Origin of the sequence: Gordonia sp. GONU, assembly GCF_024733855.1 — a bacterium.
GTDB lineage: Bacteria > Actinomycetota > Actinomycetes > Mycobacteriales > Mycobacteriaceae > Gordonia > Gordonia amicalis.
Window position 1 is genome coordinate 80,071 of the sequence record NZ_JANRHB010000009.1, and the last position, 16,620, is coordinate 96,690.

At 66.7% G+C, this 16,620-nt stretch carries 19 protein-coding genes and 1 pseudogene; 11 read left to right on the plus strand and 9 right to left on the minus strand.

Annotation, left to right across the window (positions count from 1 at the left end; translation table 11 throughout):
• Positions 1–14: 14 nt before the first annotated feature.
• A complete protein-coding gene (locus NWF34_RS11210) occupies positions 15–1,391 on the minus strand; it encodes an NAD-dependent succinate-semialdehyde dehydrogenase (RefSeq protein WP_258325074.1) in 1,377 nt (458 codons plus the stop codon).
• Positions 1,392–1,690: 299 nt separating this feature from the next.
• Here NWF34_RS11210 and NWF34_RS11215 point away from each other — a divergent pair, with 299 nt between their 5' ends.
• The gene (locus tag NWF34_RS11215) at positions 1,691–2,692 is read left to right on the plus strand and encodes an alpha/beta hydrolase family protein (RefSeq protein ID WP_258325075.1); all 1,002 of its coding nucleotides are present in this window, start codon (positions 1,691–1,693) and stop codon (positions 2,690–2,692) included.
• A gap of 55 nt (positions 2,693–2,747) precedes the next feature.
• Here the strand turns inward: NWF34_RS11215 and NWF34_RS11220 are convergent, their stop codons facing one another.
• Positions 2,748–3,194 carry a hypothetical protein gene (locus NWF34_RS11220; RefSeq protein ID WP_258325076.1) on the minus strand — a complete coding sequence of 149 codons (447 nt, stop codon included), beginning with the start codon at positions 3,192–3,194 and terminating at the stop codon, positions 2,748–2,750.
• Between the two features lie 507 nt (positions 3,195–3,701).
• On the opposite strand from NWF34_RS11220, the gene NWF34_RS11225 reads away from it, so the two are divergent.
• The 5 genes and pseudogenes from NWF34_RS11225 to NWF34_RS11245 form a co-directional block, all read left to right on the plus strand.
• Positions 3,702–4,049 (plus strand): hypothetical protein, encoded by a 348-nt coding sequence (locus NWF34_RS11225; protein WP_258325077.1) that lies wholly within the window; start codon positions 3,702–3,704, stop codon positions 4,047–4,049.
• A 45-nt stretch (positions 4,050–4,094) separates the two neighbouring features.
• Positions 4,095–4,580, plus strand: coding sequence for a GreA/GreB family elongation factor (locus tag NWF34_RS11230; protein WP_258325078.1), 486 nt, complete (start codon positions 4,095–4,097; stop codon positions 4,578–4,580).
• A 48-nt stretch (positions 4,581–4,628) separates the two neighbouring features.
• A complete protein-coding gene (locus NWF34_RS11235; protein ID WP_258325079.1) occupies positions 4,629–5,234 on the plus strand; it encodes a hypothetical protein in 606 nt (201 codons plus the stop codon).
• Between the two features lie 84 nt (positions 5,235–5,318).
• A complete protein-coding gene (gene gdhA / locus NWF34_RS11240; RefSeq protein WP_258325080.1) occupies positions 5,319–6,677 on the plus strand; it encodes an NADP-specific glutamate dehydrogenase in 1,359 nt (452 codons plus the stop codon).
• A gap of 128 nt (positions 6,678–6,805) precedes the next feature.
• Positions 6,806–7,163: pseudogene (locus NWF34_RS11245) on the plus strand (hypothetical protein); the annotation flags it as partial.
• A 78-nt stretch (positions 7,164–7,241) separates the two neighbouring features.
• On the opposite strand, the gene NWF34_RS11250 reads toward NWF34_RS11245, so the two are convergent.
• Positions 7,242–7,841 (minus strand): TetR/AcrR family transcriptional regulator, encoded by a 600-nt coding sequence (locus NWF34_RS11250; protein WP_024497522.1) that lies wholly within the window; start codon positions 7,839–7,841, stop codon positions 7,242–7,244.
• Positions 7,842–7,865: 24 nt separating this feature from the next.
• Here NWF34_RS11250 and NWF34_RS11255 point away from each other — a divergent pair, with 24 nt between their 5' ends.
• Positions 7,866–9,134 (plus strand): MFS transporter, encoded by a 1,269-nt coding sequence (locus NWF34_RS11255; protein ID WP_024497521.1) that lies wholly within the window; start codon positions 7,866–7,868, stop codon positions 9,132–9,134.
• Here the strand turns inward: NWF34_RS11255 and NWF34_RS11260 are convergent.
• From NWF34_RS11260 to NWF34_RS11270, 3 genes are read right to left on the minus strand one after another with little or no spacing between them, the layout of a single operon-like run.
• Positions 9,048–9,791, minus strand: a complete 744-nt coding sequence (locus NWF34_RS11260; RefSeq protein WP_258325081.1) for a DUF2332 domain-containing protein — start codon at positions 9,789–9,791, stop codon at positions 9,048–9,050. The genes NWF34_RS11255 and NWF34_RS11260 overlap by 87 nt on opposite strands.
• Positions 9,792–9,812: 21 nt before the next feature.
• Complete coding sequence (locus NWF34_RS11265; RefSeq protein WP_375295647.1) at positions 9,813–10,076, minus strand: helix-turn-helix domain-containing protein; 264 nt, start codon at positions 10,074–10,076, stop codon at positions 9,813–9,815.
• Positions 10,077–10,109: 33 nt separating this feature from the next.
• A complete protein-coding gene (locus NWF34_RS11270; protein ID WP_258325132.1) occupies positions 10,110–10,793 on the minus strand; it encodes a DNA alkylation repair protein in 684 nt (227 codons plus the stop codon).
• 70 nt (positions 10,794–10,863) lie between these two features.
• On the opposite strand from NWF34_RS11270, the gene NWF34_RS11275 reads away from it, so the two are divergent.
• Positions 10,864–12,522 carry an alkaline phosphatase D family protein gene (locus NWF34_RS11275; RefSeq protein WP_258325082.1) on the plus strand — a complete coding sequence of 553 codons (1,659 nt, stop codon included), beginning with the start codon at positions 10,864–10,866 and terminating at the stop codon, positions 12,520–12,522.
• Between the two features lie 25 nt (positions 12,523–12,547).
• On the opposite strand, the gene NWF34_RS11280 is transcribed toward NWF34_RS11275, so the two are convergent.
• Together NWF34_RS11280 and NWF34_RS11285 are read right to left on the minus strand one after the other, a co-directional pair.
• A complete protein-coding gene (locus NWF34_RS11280) occupies positions 12,548–12,985 on the minus strand; it encodes a VOC family protein (RefSeq protein ID WP_258325083.1) in 438 nt (145 codons plus the stop codon).
• A 64-nt stretch (positions 12,986–13,049) separates the two neighbouring features.
• A complete protein-coding gene (locus NWF34_RS11285) occupies positions 13,050–13,481 on the minus strand; it encodes a PPOX class F420-dependent oxidoreductase (protein ID WP_006357521.1) in 432 nt (143 codons plus the stop codon).
• A 105-nt stretch (positions 13,482–13,586) separates the two neighbouring features.
• Between NWF34_RS11285 and NWF34_RS11290 the strand changes: the two genes are divergently transcribed.
• Positions 13,587–14,492: a hypothetical protein gene (locus NWF34_RS11290; RefSeq protein WP_258325084.1), complete on the plus strand. Its 906-nt coding sequence runs from the start codon at positions 13,587–13,589 to the stop codon at positions 14,490–14,492.
• Positions 14,493–14,541: 49 nt separating this feature from the next.
• Positions 14,542–15,096: a DUF4334 domain-containing protein gene (locus NWF34_RS11295; RefSeq protein WP_258325085.1), complete on the plus strand. Its 555-nt coding sequence runs from the start codon at positions 14,542–14,544 to the stop codon at positions 15,094–15,096.
• A 45-nt stretch (positions 15,097–15,141) separates the two neighbouring features.
• Here the strand turns inward: NWF34_RS11295 and NWF34_RS11300 are convergent, their stop codons facing one another.
• Positions 15,142–16,053 carry a hypothetical protein gene (locus tag NWF34_RS11300; protein WP_258325086.1) on the minus strand — a complete coding sequence of 304 codons (912 nt, stop codon included), beginning with the start codon at positions 16,051–16,053 and terminating at the stop codon, positions 15,142–15,144.
• Between the two features lie 128 nt (positions 16,054–16,181).
• On the opposite strand from NWF34_RS11300, the gene NWF34_RS11305 reads away from it, so the two are divergent.
• Positions 16,182–16,601, plus strand: a complete 420-nt coding sequence (locus NWF34_RS11305; protein ID WP_006357517.1) for a Fur family transcriptional regulator — start codon at positions 16,182–16,184, stop codon at positions 16,599–16,601.
• Positions 16,602–16,620 lie beyond the last annotated feature (19 nt).

A 16,620-nucleotide genomic window follows, 5' to 3' on the forward strand; every position in this document is an offset into this window, starting at 1 on the left:
CCCCGGTCGCCGTATTACCCGGCGGCCGTCCGACGCAGCTTGGTGTTGACGAATTCGCCCAGACCCCAACGTCCCAGTTCACGGCCGTAGCCGGAACGCTTGACCCCGCCGAACGGCAGACCCGGCAGCGTGGTGCCGTGTTCGTTGACATAGGCCATCCCCACCTCGAGCCGGTCGGCGACCTGCTCGGCCTTCGAGATGTCGTCGCTCCACACCGAACCGCTGAGACCGAACTGCACATCATTCGCCAGATCGACGGCCTCATCCGCCGAGGACACCTTGTAGACCATGGCCACCGGCCCGAAGATCTCCTCGGAGTAGGCGTCCATGTCCGGGGTGATGTCGGTCAGCACGGTCGGCTGGAAGAAGGCACCGTCGCGGTCGATCGGAGAGCCCCCGGTCCGCAGCGTTGCGCCCTGGTCGACAGCGGTCTTGACCTGTTCGGCGACGGTGTCTCGCGCGGAGATCGACGACAGCGGCCCCATCCGGGTCGACGAATCAGCCGGGTCCCCCACCTCCGTGGCCTCGAACTTCTCGACCAGCCCGCGCACGAAATCGTCGTAGAGCTCGTCGGTGACGATGAAGCGCTTGGGCGAGTTGCAGGCCTGCCCGGCGTTGGACAGCCGCGCCCGAGCGGCGATCGTGGTGGTGCGGTCCAGGTCTGCGGAGTCGAGGAGGATGAACGGGTCCGAACCGCCCAGCTCCAGGACCGACTTCTTGAGGTTCTCGGCGGCGACCTTGGCCACAGCCGCGCCGGCGCTCTCACTGCCGGTCAACGACACCCCGCGGATGGCCGGATTCGCCAGCAGGTCAGCGACCTGATCGCTGCTGGCGTACACATTCGCGTAGACATCCGGCGGCACCCCGGCGTCGTGCACGATCTCCGCCATCAGCGCCGATGATGCCGCGCAGATGGACGCGTGCTTGAGGATGATCGTGTTACCGGCCAGCAGGTTCGGCGCGGCGAACCGTGCCACCTGGTAGTAGGGGTAGTTCCACGGCATGACCCCGACGAGCGGTCCGATCGGTGCCGTCTGCACGATCGAGGACTGCGCACCCTGTGGATCGAGTTCCTCGCTGACCAGCAGATCCGGACCATGCTCGGCGTACCACCGGTAGATGTCGGCGGCGAGTTGGACCTCGCCGGCCGCCTCCTTCGCCGGCTTGCCCATCTCGGTCGTGATCGCCGAAGCCAGTTCCTCCGCACGCTTCTCGTAGAGGTCCGCAGTCCGGGACAGGATGTCGGCACGCTCCGCCACCTCGGTGCGCCGCCAGCTGTCGAACGCCTCGAGGGACCGCGCCGCGAGCCCGTCGATCTCGTTGTCGGCGAGTCCGGGAAACTCCTGCTCGGTCACTCCTGTGGTGGGATTCGCGGTGACATAGGTGCTCACAGAGAACCGTCCTTCCGATGTCGGTGGTTCTGATCGGCTGCGTTGATGAACCCACTCGATGGGGGCACGGCCAGCCTCTCGGTCGGGTACCCGCGCGACCTCTGCGCAAACACGAGCCAGGAGCCCACTCCCGCCGGACCGACTCGTCCGTTCGGTCGAAATTCTGCGAACCACCCTGCAGCGACGCGCCGAGACCGGTCCGATACCTCGGCGGTTCGGCCGCGACTACGCCATCATGAAGCGAGTCATCGCCGGCGCGGAGCGGGGGGCACCCGTCGGAAGATCCCAAAGGGGGAGCAGTGTCGAAATGGCCGAGAGCCGTGGCGCTCGCGTGCGCCGGCGTCATCGCCATGACCGGAAGCCTCGGCGTCGCGGAGCCTGTCGCGGCTGCGCCGCCCGATACGAATGCTCGTGAGGTCGCACGCGTCCTGTCGATTTCGCCGACAACCCCGACGCGGGCAACGGTGACGGTCTACTCCCCCGCGATGCAGCGACCCGTCCGGGTCAGCGTCCTCCTACCCTCGGATCGCGAGAAGCGTCGCCCGACCCTGTACCTCCTGGACGGGATCGACGGAGGCATCTACACCAACTACACGCAGAGCGGCTGGACATTCCAGACCGACATCGTGAAGTTCATGGCTGACAAACCGGTCAACGTCGTGATGCCCATCGGCGGCATGGGCGCGTACTACACGGACTGGCAGAAGACCGATCCTGTTCTGGGACGGAACAGGTGGGAGACATTCCTGACGAAGGAACTACCCCCACTGATCGACAAACGCTTCAATGGCAACGGCCGCAACGTCATCGGCGGGTTGTCGATGGGAGCGCTGGGCGCGATGTCGATCGCGGTTCGCCACCCCGACCTCTACCGCGGCGTCGTAGCGTTCAGTGGATGTCTCGACCAGGGTTCCCCCGAGTACCGTCAGGCCACGGCCGCGTCGGTGTCCACCCGCGGCGGCAATCCCGACAACATGTGGGGTCCGTTGGGCCACTCGAGCTGGGATGACCACAACCCGGCCGCACACATCGAGGTACTGGAAGGCAAGCCGATGTATGTCTCCGTCGGCAACGGACTGCCCGACCCGTCGCTGGGTATCGCAGGCCTCGCGTCCCCGGTGGGCGGCGTTCTCGAGGGCGTCGTTCTCCAGTGCACGCGGAGCTTCAAGCGCCGAGCCGACGCGGCCGGTGTGCAGGTCACCTACGATTTCAGGTCCGGGCTGCACTCGTGGGGCTACTGGAATCAGGATCTCCATCGTGCGTGGCCGACCATCGCCAAGGGACTCGGCGTCCGGCGCTGACGCCGCCTCGTCCCCGCGCGTGGGACGGGCACAGCGCGCCCGTCCCACGCGTAGGTCACCGACCTGCGGCGACGGCTGCGGCTCGCCGGGACCGGCTACGGACCGGGCGGTGCACGCCGGCCGGCGCCTCCCCGATGTCGAGCGTTCGACGAGCCACATCCAGGTGGTGGCGGGCGATGCCGAGCGCGGCGTGATAACCGACCCGGAACTCACTGTCGTCGGCGTCGGCAGCCCACCGCCCCTCGCGCTCGAGCCGGTCCACCAGCCCCTGGACGACGTCGAAGTCCCGGCGCAGACCCCCTGAGAGCACAGCTGCGCCGACGAACGCATCGGGACGGAGCGACTCGGTGGTGATCTCGTCGAGGACGCAGATGCGGGCGAACGTCATGCCCGCCCGGAACCCCCGAAGGAGTTCGGACTGCGGCCGCTCGACCGTCGCCAGGGTCGAGAAGCGGTCGTGGAGATAGGTGAGAACCTCTACGAGGCGCGTGTCCTGTGCCACGTCATCCAACATTCTTTCGTTTCCGAATGATCGAGTTGTCTTCATTCGCGCGCTTTTTCTCCCGCCGCAACTTCAGTTCTTGGCGACGTTTTTTCGAACTAGAATTCTTCTCTGCCATGATTCCTCGCTGACATGATTGATGAAAGTGGGTCTCGGACCCACTCACCTCCGTGACCATAGCCCAGAAAGAAAAAAAGTCCAGTCGCCGCCGACCACCCCTCGGCGCACGGTCGACGACTTGCTGAATCTACTGCAGAACAGCGGATTTCAGTGACCGCTCCGACGACGAACCCGAGCGAGCTGGCTTTTATCTTTTTTTCGGCTAGAGTCCGTGGGACCGGCCCGGAAGGCCGGTTTTCAGCGAAAGGAAGAGTGGCCGTGAAAGCGGTTGTCATGGAATGCCGTATACGAGTCTGCGGATCGACGGGGCGACTCAGAGAATTCATCGACCAGGCGTCGTCACGGGCATTGAATGCTTTTCCGAAACCTGTGAAGTACTCACTCGTGGTGGAAGATTCCGACTCACTGCTCCTTCGACGGCAGTGGCATCGGGAAAATGACGTCGACGACTTCGGGGTACCGGTGGGCAAGGACGTCTGTCTCGCGTTCGCGGACTCCTCGGGCCGGCTCACCGCGTCGAAGCTCGAGAGTCTGTCGCGCGACGTCCTCGCCGATCTCGAGCTCGACCCGTGGGCCTCCGAGTTGCCGGCCGGTTCGTCGACGAGCGGGGCCGCCGAGTCCGTGCCCTGGATTCTCACACTGAGCACCGATGTGGACCGCGCCTCGCGGGAGGAGATCGCCGCACGACATCCGATGCTCGATCTACGCGCGAAACCCTTGATCACGACGTCCTGACCGTCACGTCGTGGACATTTCGTCACCGAAGCAGAGGAGTCAGCGATGACCACCGCCACACCTGTCCCGAACTCTCCCCTGACCCGAGAGCTTCTCGAGAACGAGCTGGCCGCGGGTTGCCGCGAACGAGCCTCCGTCAGCGCGGAGGTGCTCGAGCACCGTAGCGCCGGAGATCTGGACAACAACGACGCCTACCACCGCGCACTGGCCCGCCTCGACTCGCTCGACCGGCGGATCGCACAGCTGTACGCAGCGCTGTCCACCGCAGAGGTCGAGCCGTCTGCAGACGGGACCGTGCAGGTCGGCTCGATCGTCACCGTCGCCTTCGATCACGATCCGGCCGACGTCACCACCTTCCTGGTGGGACCTCCCGAGCAGTACGCCCTGGTGGGCGTCGACGTCTGCTCGCCCGACTCACCACTCGGACAGGCGGTCATGGGCGCCGACGTCGGCGACGTTCGCACCTACCGCCTCCCCAATGGAAAAGAGTGCACGGTCGCGGTGAAAGAGCACCGGATCGAGCTTCTCTGACGCAGCGTTGTTGTCGGCTCGCGGTCACGACCGACGGGCGGCGTCCCGATGAGGGCCGTCGCAGGATCGGCCGAAGTCCCGGAGACCGGACGCCGGCCGCCTGCACTCCCGACGCGGAACTCCGCACCCGCGGCCGACGTCCTGGTGATCGGACGACCGGGCGCGCTGACGACCCGGTTGCGCCGGGTCCTCCGTGAACGAGGGCTGAGCACGGACGTCTTGGACGTCCGGTCCTCGGGCACGGCGTCCCGGGACGACGCCCGCGACGCAAAATCGATCCGGCGCATCCCGGTGGGTCTCAGATCGTGCGTCGCGGTGCTCGATCCCGCATCCCGGCCCCGGCGCGCGTGGTGGGACCGGCGAGGGCGCCGGCTCGAGAAGCAGCACGAGGACGCACTGATCGACGCGGTCCTGGACGCCGCGTCGAACAGCCGGAAGCTCGCGCTCCTGGTGATCGCGGAGGCCTCCACGTCGCACGAGACCGGCGTCGCCCGCGAACGGGCCCGACACGTCGCGCGCGCCGCCGACTACGAGTCGGCCATCAACGGAAACCCCCTGACCTCCGCTTTCTATCTCGTGACGAGTGCAGCGGACCGGTCATCCGGGGCATTTCCGGCAATCGTCGACTGGGCTCAACGCCGACCGGATTTATAGATACTTCCTGTCGATCGATAGGCTGCAGGACGGCGGTGACCGATTTGGGGGTCCACCGCCTTTCCCAGAGGTATCGAAAAGGAAGTGGTGGCCGCCGTGGCCGTGCTCGACGAGAAGATCAGCGATCTGTACGAACAGGTGGTTGCGCGCAACCCCGGAGAAGCCGAATTCCACCAGGCCGTTCGTGAGGTCTTCGACAGCCTCGGCCCCGTCCTGGCCAAGCACCCGCACTATGCCGATGCCGGAATCATCAAGCGTCTGACCGAACCCGAGCGGCAGATCATCTTCCGCGTGCCGTGGATCGACGACCAGAACCAGGTACAGGTCAACCGCGGCTTCCGCGTCGAGTTCAACTCGGCCCTCGGACCGTACAAGGGTGGGCTGCGCTTCCACCCGAGCGTCTACCTCGGTGTGGTGAAGTTCCTCGGCTTCGAGCAGATCTTCAAGAACGCACTGACCGGCCTGCCCATCGGTGGCGGCAAGGGCGGTTCCGACTTCGATCCCAAGGGCCGCTCGGACCACGAGATCATGCGGTTCTGCCAGTCCTTCATGACCGAGCTCTACCGCCACATCGGTGAGTACACCGACGTCCCTGCCGGGGACATCGGTGTCGGCGGTCGGGAGATCGGCTACCTGTTCGGCCAGTACAAGCGCATCACCAACCGGTACGAGTCCGGCGTCCTGACCGGGAAGGGACTCGCCTGGGGCGGGTCACAGGTGCGCACCGAGGCCACCGGATATGGCGCGGTGTTCTTCGTCCGCGACATGCTCGCAGCAATGGACGACAAACTCGACGGCAAGACGGTCGTCGTGTCCGGGTCGGGCAACGTCGCCATCTACGCCATCGAGAAGATCGAGCAGCTGGGCGGGCGTGTCGTCGCCTGCTCGGATTCGAGCGGCTACATCGTCGACGAGGCCGGCATCGACCTGGAGCTCCTCAAGGAGATCAAGAACGTCCAGCGGGGTCGCATCGGCGACTATGCGGACGCCCGCCCCTCAGCGCGACTCGTCACCACCGGCTCCCTGTGGAACGTGCCCACCGACATCGCCATCCCGTGCGCGACGCAGAACGAACTCAACGGTGCCGACGCCACCCAGCTGGTCAAGAACGGGGTCCGCATAGTCGCGGAGGGCGCCAACATGCCATGCACCCCGGAGGCCGTGCGCATCTTCGGCGAAGCCGGAGTCCGCTTCGCGCCCGGTAAGGCGGCGAACGCCGGCGGTGTGGCCACCAGCGCACTCGAGATGCAGCAGAACGCATCTCGCGACTCGTGGACGTTCGGCTACACCGAGGATCGTCTCTCCGAGATCATGACCTCCATCCACGATCACTGCCTGCACACCGCCGAGGAGTACGGCGCTCCCGGCAACTACGTGATGGGTGCGAACATCGCGGGCTTCACCCAGGTCGCCGATGCCATGCTGGCTCTCGGCCTGATCTGAGCCGCCACCCGCTCTGAATCCGTATGACGTTGTGCCCGGTTTCCGGGTACGACGTCATACGGCTTTCAGCGGACCCTTGACACCGCTCCGGCCCCGGCGCTTCAGTGTGCTCACTGACGGTTTGTCCGGCCGCAGCGATCGGCCTGTCCCCGAAAGATGCACTGTCCGAACAGCAATACCGAGCATTCTTGAGCGGTGGCGGGATCGGCGGCAGCCGTGACGCCGCGAGGATCATCGACGCCTGCCTGATCATCTTGACCAACACCACCGGTCGCCCGATGTTCGGCAACTCCGTTGTCGGAAGCTACGGCCTGTACGTGAACAAACAGGGCATGCTGCAGAGCCCCGCGAACGCGAGCGCGCCCACGCGACAGGTCAATTCGCTGATCGCTCCCGGCGGCTACGTCGGTACATGGCTGCGCAACAACGGGGCGATCGACACCCTGCTGGCGCTCTATCGGTCGGCCTACCCAGCCCCAACGGTCAAGTGCCCTACAGCGAGTAGGCGTCGTACTTCGACTGAGCGGATCGGGTCGTACTCGGACCGCGGTACGCGATCAGTACTCAATCCGTAGTACAGGGTCGCGCTGCAGCGGACGGTTGCGCTGTCGCGATGAGTGTCGTCGCGATCTCCCGACCCACCGTCGACTTCCGTAAGGGCCGGTCACGCAGTCTCATCGCGAGTTCGCCGGTGACCACGACGAGGATCTGCTCGGCCAGGTGGTCGGGATTCGCGCACGGCAGTTGCGCGGCGAGCTCGCGGAGGGTCTGTCGCATGTGGTCGGTGTCGCGCGTGACCGCGTCGGCGATCTCGGGCGGCGGGTCGGACATCTCGGCAGCGGTTCCCAGGAACGCGCACCACCGCGCGCCGTCGGGTCGGGCGGCGAACTCGTCGATGGCGTCGAAGATGGCCAGCAACCGGCCCTCGGCGTCGGGCGCAGCCGCGATGAGACTCCCCCACGTCTCGCGCCAGCGCTCGTGTCGTCGTGCGAGGGAGGCTGCGACCAGCGCCTCTTTGCTGCGGTAGCCGCGGTACAGGGTCGCCGCCGACACGCCCGCCCGCGCGAGGATGGCGTCGACGGGCGTCGATTCGATTCCGCGCGAGAACACCAGGTCATCAACTGCGTCGAGCAGTTTCTCCTCGGAGCTCTTGCGCATCGGCATGGCAATCAGCCTAGACTCGAAAATATGAAACGCACGTTTTCGTTTGGTCTCGGTCGTGAGCCATCGGTCATCGTGGCCGGCACAGCTTTCATCGCGGCGACCTACGGACTGGTGCGACTCGCATACGGGCTGTTCCTACCCGACATCCAGGCGGACCTGGCTCTCGATTCGGCCCGTGCGGGGTATATCTCCTCGGGGTCGTCGCTGGTCTACTGCCTCGCGGCGTTGTGCGGGTTCCGCTACGGACGCCGAAATCCTCGGGTCTTGATCGTCGTCGCCACAGCCACCGCGGCGGGTGGGGTCTGGGGCATGGCCGCCGCCGGGGACCTGCTCACCTTCGGACTCTTCGCCGTGATCAGTTCTGCGGGAGCAGGCCTGGCGTCGCCCGCTATGGTGAGCGTCGTCCGGCGCAACATCGCCGCGAATCGCGTGGACCGGGCGCAGTCGATGGTCAACTCCGGCACCGGACCCGGACTCGTCGGCGCCGGGGCGCTGGCACTCGCCTTCCTACCCGAATGGCGACTGACCTGGGCGATCATCGGCGTGGTCACCGCGGTCATCGCGGTCGCCCTCCTCATCACCGACCAGCCGGGTTCCGCCGCCCAGGACGAGCAGTCGCACGCCCTGTCCGTCGGGTGGATCCGCCGCCACGGCACCGCACTGACCATCGCGGTTCTGCTGGGCGGGGCGTCGAGCGCCATGTGGACGTACGGCCGTGCGATCCTCGTCGACACCGGCGGATCATCCCAACGTGGCACGATCATCGCGTGGATCATGATCGGAATCGGCGGCGCCGCAGTGGCTCTCACCGCCACACCGTTGGCGAGGTGGTCGGCGACCTCGGCGTGGACACTCAGCTGCGGAACGATGACGGTCGGGATTCTCCTGGTCGCCGCTGCTCCGGGACAGATGGCGGTCACGCTCGTCGGCTGCCTCTTCTTCGGGTGGGGTTTCACCTCGGCGACATCCGCGCTCATCGCCTGGACCTCGACCATCGATGCGGCACGATCGGCTGCGGGTACCGCACTCCTGTTCATCGCGTTGATGTTCGGGCAGGCAGTGGGTGCCACCGCCCTCGGTGCCACTATCACCGCCGCGGGTTACGGGCTCGCCTTCGTCGTGGCCGCGGTGGTGTCGAGTGCGTCCATCGCCGTGTCCGCACTCGACCGCACCGGTCACCGGGTGCCCGCGGACCGCGCGGACCACTCAGGCGAACCAGGACATGAACCGTCCGCGGGACCAGCACCGGCCGAGCGCGTCGCCGGCGACATCGAAGCGCGGCAATGCGGTTGACGGCTCGAACACGGTCAGCCCGATGATGCTGTGCCCAGACGCCGGACGATCCCCGAGGGTCGGAATGGTGGGCGCGACCCCGACCCCTTCGACCGACACCCAGGCAGTCCTCCTCGCCGAGGAGAGCTCCTCCAACGCATGCACGAATCGGCGTCGTCTCTCCGGCGAGAACCGCGACAGCGACCAGGTGGTGATGACCACAGGCAGCGCCCGATCCGGGACACACGAGACCGCATCCGACAGCGTCGTGATCGGATCTCCCGAAATCTGTTGCGGTGGAAATGATTCTGCGAGAGCGAGCTCGTCGTCGAGATGGCGTGACCGGTCGTCGGCCAGCCGGATGCGATTCCGGTGCTCAGGGTTACGCATGTCTAGCGGCGCGCGGTCGACCACGATCCGCGCCGCGACATCCGGCATCGGCACACTCGGAATCCGACGATCGCCCACCACCGAGCACTCCAGCTGCACGGGCGATGACACATCGCCAAGGGTCTGATCGTCTCCGTAGAAGATGCCGACGCGGTCGACGTTGAGGTTGAGACCGGCGGGACGGCCGACATCGATCAGCCCCACGCGCTCGGCGGCGCAGCGTCGGGCCGCCTCGGCGATCGCCGGATAGAGGACCGCGTACCGCCCGGTGTGATCTGAGTGCTTCACCGAGACCATCAGGGAGAGCCCCTATCTGACGCGACTGCCCCGGACGCTCGTGCCGACCGCTCCGCCAGCGTCGCGAAGGCCGTCCGCAGCTCCTCCGGGCCGATCACCTCGACCGGCAACGTAGATCCCGCGTCGAGCCGGTAGCCACCGTCGCGGGCCATTGGTGCCGTCGATCCGGTATCCGAGCTCGCGGAGACGTTCGACGTCACGGCGTACGGTCCGCTCGCTCATCTGTAACCGGTCGGCCGGGAGCGAGCCGGGCCATTCCCGTGTCTGCTGCAGCAACGACAGCAGCGCGAGCAGACCGACGCATGACTCTCACGCCTGCTGTCGCTCGATCATCTCGGTGATCCAGGTGGGCGCGAACGGTGAGATACATCCAGGTGACGTGGGGTAGTCCTCGAGGACCCTCAGGCGCTCACCGATGGAGATGGCGCGCGCCCGGTATCCGGGGTGTTCGATGCCGATCGTCGCCAAACAGGTGTTCATCGCCCACTGCAGGCGTTCCGGGGCGTCCCGCATCTCCGATTCGATGATGTCGAGAAGCCCGCCGAGGTCGAGTCCGTCGGGCTTCTTGGCCACCCGTTCGGTGGTGAGGGCCCAACCGGCGCTGCGCGCGGCCTCGTCCGTGTCGTCCATCCACGCGACGCGCAGTTCTTCCTTGTGCGGGTTCTTCTTCACGACGTAACCGACGAGCCAGTCGTGCACCTTCGGGCGACCGGCCTCGCGCACCATCGTGTCGAGTTGTGCGACGTCGAATGCCTTCGGTCGGCAGATGAGCACTGCGACCAGTCGAGCGGCCGTGTCACCGGTAACCCACAACGCCGAAGCGAAGTCGTGCTGGGTCTTGAGACGTTTGGCGACGGCCCGCAGCTTGGTCAGATTGACGCCGTGGTCGTCTCCGTGCCTCTCGTTGACCGCGCGGATCTTCGGGTCCTCGAGTTCGGCGAGTTCCGCGAGCACCCGGGCGACGGCAGCCTCGGTGTCGGCAGCCTCGGTCACGGCGTCTCCGGTCTCCACCCAGATAGGTTATCGGCCCACGGACACCGTTCCACGGGCCTAGTCTGGGCGGATGGCGTTGGTACTGGGTCCGATCCTTCGGCACGTCGACGAGACATCCGCGCTGGTCTGGGTCCAGACGGACGGACCCGCGGAGGTGGAGGTCCTCGGCAGCCGCGCGCACACCTTCGAGGTCGTCGGAAATCACTACGCGCTCGTCGAGGTCACCGGTCTGGCCCCGGACACCACGACCGAATACGAGGTGTTCGTCGACGGTTCTCGGGAATGGCCCCTGCCGGATTCCGACTTTCCGCCCAGCATCATCCGGACGCGCGGACCCGAAAGCGCCCGCCATCACCGGCTCGTCTTCGGGTCGTGCCGCTACCCCAAGGCGGAGGACCCGAAGGTCGACGAAAAACTCGGACTCGACGCACTGGACTGTTATGCCGTCCGCATGCGCCACCTGCCCGTCGACGAATGGCCCGACACCCTCATCCTCCTCGGCGATCAGGTCTACGCCGACGAACTGACGCCGCAGGTGAAGGAGAAGCTCGAGTCGACCAGGACCTCGACCGCCGGTCCGTCTGACGAGGTGGTGAGCTTCCAGGAGTACGAGGGTCTCTACCGGCACACCTGGGGCGACCCGGAGATCCGCTGGATCCTGTCCACCGTCCCGACCGCGATGATCTTCGACGACCACGACATCCGCGACGACTGGAACACCTCGGACACCTGGCGCCGGCAGATGGACGACCAACCCTGGTGGCGTAACCGGATACGAGCCGGACTCGCGTCGTACTGGGTGTATCAGCACCTCGGCAACCTGTCCCCCGCGGAACTGGACGCCTCCGACGACTACCGCCAGGTGAGGGAGATCGACGGGGACTGCTGGCCGCATCTGGTCGATCTCGCCGACCGCGCCGATTCCGAAACCGACGGCGTCAAAGGGATCCGGTTCAGCTTCCGGTGGGATCTCGGCGCGACGCGACTGACGATGATCGATTCACGTAACGGCCGCATTCTCGCCGGTGGCGTCCGGAAGATGTTGAGTGACACCGAGTTCGACTGGATCGAAGACCAGGTCAACGACGACGTCGAGTCGGTGGACCACCTGGTGCTCGGGTCGTCGTTGCCGTGGCTGCTCCCGCCCGTCCTCAGCGACGTCGAGACCCTCAACGAGATCGGGGCCCGCCACGACGGCCGCGTCGGACAGCTGGCCGAGAAGATCCGGCAGGGTGCCGACCTGGAGCACTGGCCCGCCTTCTTCGATTCCTTCACCCGGCTGAGCCGGATGATCAGTGGGGTCGCCGGCCTCGGCAACAGCGATCGAACCCGCGGGCCGGCGACCATCAGTGTCCTGTCGGGCGACGTCCACCACAGTTATGCCGCGCGAGCGGATTTCGTCGAAACCACCGGTGCGGCGGTCTATCAGTTGGTGTGCTCACCGGTGCACAACGCCATACCGCCGTACATGAAGGGCGTGTTCCGGCTCGGCTGGTCGCCGCGTCTTGCCAAGATCGTCCGACGCTGGGCCGGTTCCCGCGGAGCGCCGCAACTCCCCGTCACGTGGCACAACGCGCTCGGCCCCCTGTTCGGCAACACCATCGCCTCCCTGATCGTCGACGGACGGGACGCGCGGGTCACGTTCGAACAGCCCGACCTGGACGGCACCCTGCACGTCGCAGCCGACATGTCGCTGACGGACGAATCCGTCGAACGCGTGGGGACATAGCGTCGTCGTCTGCTACGAATCGCGCTCAGTCCAGGCAGAATTCGTTGCCCTCGGGGTCACGCATGACGATGTGCCCGGCACCGAGGGGCGGTTCCGGCTCGACTCGTCGAACGCGAGTTGCACCCAGGACCACGAGGCGGGCCGACTCCGTCTCGAGCGCGGCGAGGCGGTCGTCACCGGTCAGGCCGGGTGCGGCCCGGACGTCGAGGTGTACCCGGTTCTTGGCTGTCTTGCCCTCCGGCACGCGCTGGAAGAAGATCCGTGGACCTCGACCGTCGGGGTCGATGATCGCGGACGCGTCGTTCCTGCGTTCCGGCGGGACACCCATCGCATCGAGCGCGGCGTCCCAGCTGTCGAATCCCGTGGGCGGCGCCTGAATCCGGTACCCGAGCACCTCGGACCAGAAGGCGGCGAGTGCCGCGGGGTCAGCGCAATCGAACGTCACCTGGATTTCTGTGGACATTACTCCACTGTGGCGCACAATGAGGACAGCTGAGGTCCTCATCGCGAAGAACTTCGCCGGCGAATCAGCGAAGCCGCTCGCCGTAGACGCGCTTCACCGACATCACCATCAACACCCGACGATCAGAGACCATCACACTGCGGTACTCGTCCCAGTCCGGGTGCTCCCCCGCGGCCTTCCGGTAGTAGTCGACGAGGGCCTCCACCTCGGGTCCGTGGGGATCGGTGCCGGGACCGATCAACACGACGTCACCCTCGGCCGTCGCCCACGTGTAGCGGTCGGGCCCGGTGACCTCCAGTGCTGCCCGCGGGTCGCGCCGCAGGTTCGCCGTCTTGGCCCGGCCCTCGGTCATCGACACGTAGATCGTGTCGGCATCACGGTCGTAGTACGCGGTCACCGGGGACAGCTGCGGGAGGCCGGAGGACTTGATCGTGGCGAGAACACCGAGCGATGATTCGGCGAGGAGGTCGCGCGGGTCGTACTTCGAGGTGGTCATGGTCTGGGCAACTGCCGAGGATCGGCGACTATTCCGGTGCGACGGCGACACCGAACCCGGTTCGGAACCCCGGCGACGGACAACGGGGACCGGTACTTTCGTACGGTGTTCACGATCGGAGTGGTGGCGGCTTCGCTCGCCGCGGTGGCCTACGGACTGTCGACGGTCCTGCGTGCACTGGGTGCACGGAACGCGGCCGGTACCACCGACACCGCGTCGGTCACGACCGAGCGCGGACCGTCGCTGCGCTCCACACTCGACACCTTCCGCGATCCGGCCTTCCTCGTCGGCACGCTCACGGTGATCCTCGGTTTCGCCGGTGGTGCCGTCGCGGCTCGGCTTCTCCCCCTCTTTCTGGCACAGACGATCGTCGCCGGGAACCTGATCATCACCGCGCTTCTCGGCAGCGTTCTGCTCGGCACGACGCTGAGAGGTCGGGACCTGGCCGCGATGGGCATCGTCGTCGCCTCGCTCTGCATGCTCGGCGCATCGGCATCGCATGAAGCCGCGACCGCGCACGACATGGCGTTCCACTGGGCGCTGTTCATCGTCTCGACCACTGTCGCCGTGGTCGGTGTGGTCGTAGTGCATCTCCTGGGACGACGCGGTGCCATCCTGGCGGGAGCGCTGGCCGGCGCGATGTACGGCGCCTTGGCGGTGGCGGTTCGCGTTCTGGACGGCGTTCATCCGTTCGACGCCGCGGCGCTGGTCACCGACCCGGCGGCCTGGACGATCGCCATCGCCGGCGCCGTCGCGTTCTACGTACAGACGGTCGCGCTGCAGCTCGGGCCGGTCAACGCCGTCACCGCTGTGCTGGTCGTGGGCGAGGTGGGCATCCCATCGGTGATCGGCGTCCTGTTCCTCGGCGACCGCGCCGTCGACGGACTCGGCTGGCTCGCGTACGTCGGTTTCGCGGGAGCGATCGCCGGCGCGTTCGCGGTCGCGTGGCTCACGTCGGAACCCGAGTCCGGGGCCGCGGCCCGCGGACTCACCGCGGGTTCGCCCCCATGACGTTGCGACATTCTTCTCTATCTGTGTCTTTGCCCGTACGATCGGTGCCATGGACGTGCGCGAGATGCTGACCACCACACCGACCGACACCGCCGAGGCGCTCGAGTTGTTCGACTCCTGCGACGCGGTCGAACCGGAGTTCATGATCGGCACCTGGCGCGGTGCGGAACTGCCGACCGGACACCCCCTCGACGGGTTCCTCGCCGCCAGCGGCTGGTGGGGAAAGCAATTCGTCGACGCCGAGACCGTGCACCCGTTGCTCTTCCCCACCCGCGACCACACCGCTCTCTGGGCGATGAACCCGGGGATCGCCTTCAGCGGACTCACGATCGCCGAGAAGGCACCACAGGTCAAAGCGATGTCTTTCGCCACACCGATCGCAGCGACCCGCCTGCTGAGCCAGACCCGCAAGGCACGCGCGCGGCTGCGCACCACCCGCTACCGCGGCACCGACACCGCCACGATGATGTACGACCAACTCCCCATCAACGACGTCTTCCGTCGCATCTCCGACGATGTGGTCATCGGCGCCATGGACCTCAAGGGCTCGCCCGCCCCGTACTTCTTCGTCCTTCGACGCGACGATTCGTTGCGTCTGATCTGAGGCTGCCACCTCGCCGGAAGTGGAGCACCGTCGGCGCACGCGACCTCAGAGATCCGTGAGCGCGGCCCTCAGCTTGTTCGACTCGGCAACCGCGTCGCGCAGCGCCACCTTGGCGTCCGACCGGCCCCGCTCGGCGGTCGACAGTCGCTGACGCGCGAAGCGCAGTGAGTCCTCGACCCGCGACAGCTGCTCGCGCAGTTCCCGCGCCCGTGCGACGAGTTCGTCGACCTCTGAGGACGCCTCGTCGACCGCGGTCGACGCATCGCCGAGACCGTCGCGCGCCGTCCGCTCGTCCTCTTCGGCTCGGGACAGGCGTGCCTCGAGTTCGCGCCTGACCGCGGCGTCCTCGTCGGTCTCGCCGGTCTCGTCGGTCTCGTCGGTCTCGCCGGCGGCCACCGCGTCGACATCACTCGAGGCATCCACGCCGTCCTCGGCCGCGTGTTCCGGCTCGGCCGGCAGATCGGGCACGACGAACACCCCGGCCGGACCGAAGCCGCTGTACTCCGCGGAGGTGACGAGGCTGCCGCGTCGAAAGCGTTCCAGGGTCTCGGCGTCTGCGATCGCCGCGCGCAGCGTTGCCGCAACCTCGCGAACCGCACTGTCGGACAACCGTACTCCGAGGGAGTCTGCGGTACCGGCCACCCCGTCGGCGGCGGAATTGATCAACTCCTGGCGTCGGCGGGACAGCTCGCGCATCGCGTCCACTGCCGAACGCCGTTGCGCTGCAGACAGGTCCGCGGCGAGTGCGGTGATCTGACCGCAGTCATCGGGATTCGCTCGGACCCACTGATTGATCGCCCAGGCAGCCTGCGTGGGCCTACGGAGTTGCGAGATGTTTTTGGCCAGAGCGGATTCCCCCTCGGCCTTGACCTCCTTGGCGAGCTCGTTTCGGCGTTTCACGAACAGATCCGGCGTCAGACCGTACAGTTCGTCGACGATCTCGTCGTAGCGAGACATCAGGTCACCCACGGCCGGCAGGACGTCGCTTCCACATGAGCCGATCGTACGTCGTACCCGCGTCACGATCCGACACATCGACAGCACCCAAACTTGAACCATTCCAGAAAAGTGTGCATACTCGAGTCATGCTCACCGACGACGACTGCGCCACCAAGCTGCGCGCAGCACGACTCCGCGTCACCCGACCGCGGGTCGCCGTCATGCGTGCGGTGCATGCGCATCCCCATGCCGACACCGACACGGTGCTTCGCGAGACGCGAACCGAAGTGCCCGACGTGTCGCAGCAAACCGTTTATGACGTGTTGGCGGCGTTGACATCTGCCGGTCTCATCCGTCGTATCCAGCCATCGGGTCACGTGTCCCGCTACGAATCGCGGATCGGCGACAACCACCATCACGTGGTCTGCCGTTCCTGTGGGGCGATCGGCGACGTCGACTGCGCGGTCGGCGCGGCCCCGTGCCTCACCGCGTCCAACGACCAGGGCTTCGTCATCGACGAGGCCGAGGTCGTCTACTGGGGCCTGTGCCCCGACTGCCGGTCCTGACCGCAGCACTGATCCACCA

Bases quoted from the DNA above. Each gene is read 5' to 3' on its own strand.
- NWF34_RS11235 (WP_258325079.1), top strand. From the start codon at position 4,629: ATGAGGGCCGTCGCAGGATCGGCCGAAGTCCCGGAGACCGGACGCCGG.
- NWF34_RS11280 (WP_258325083.1), bottom strand. From the start codon at position 12,985: ATGTCCACAGAAATCCAGGTGACGTTCGATTGCGCTGACCCCGCGGCA.
- NWF34_RS11255 (WP_024497521.1), top strand. From the start codon at position 7,866: ATGAAACGCACGTTTTCGTTTGGTCTCGGTCGTGAGCCATCGGTCATC.
- NWF34_RS11230 (WP_258325078.1), top strand. From the start codon at position 4,095: ATGACCACCGCCACACCTGTCCCGAACTCTCCCCTGACCCGAGAGCTT.
- NWF34_RS11295 (WP_258325085.1), top strand. From the start codon at position 14,542: ATGGACGTGCGCGAGATGCTGACCACCACACCGACCGACACCGCCGAG.
- NWF34_RS11285 (WP_006357521.1), bottom strand. From the start codon at position 13,481: ATGACCACCTCGAAGTACGACCCGCGCGACCTCCTCGCCGAATCATCG.
- NWF34_RS11305 (WP_006357517.1), top strand. From the start codon at position 16,182: ATGCTCACCGACGACGACTGCGCCACCAAGCTGCGCGCAGCACGACTC.
- NWF34_RS11275 (WP_258325082.1), top strand. From the start codon at position 10,864: ATGGCGTTGGTACTGGGTCCGATCCTTCGGCACGTCGACGAGACATCC.
- NWF34_RS11250 (WP_024497522.1), bottom strand. From the start codon at position 7,841: ATGCCGATGCGCAAGAGCTCCGAGGAGAAACTGCTCGACGCAGTTGAT.
- NWF34_RS11300 (WP_258325086.1), bottom strand. From the start codon at position 16,053: ATGTCTCGCTACGACGAGATCGTCGACGAACTGTACGGTCTGACGCCG.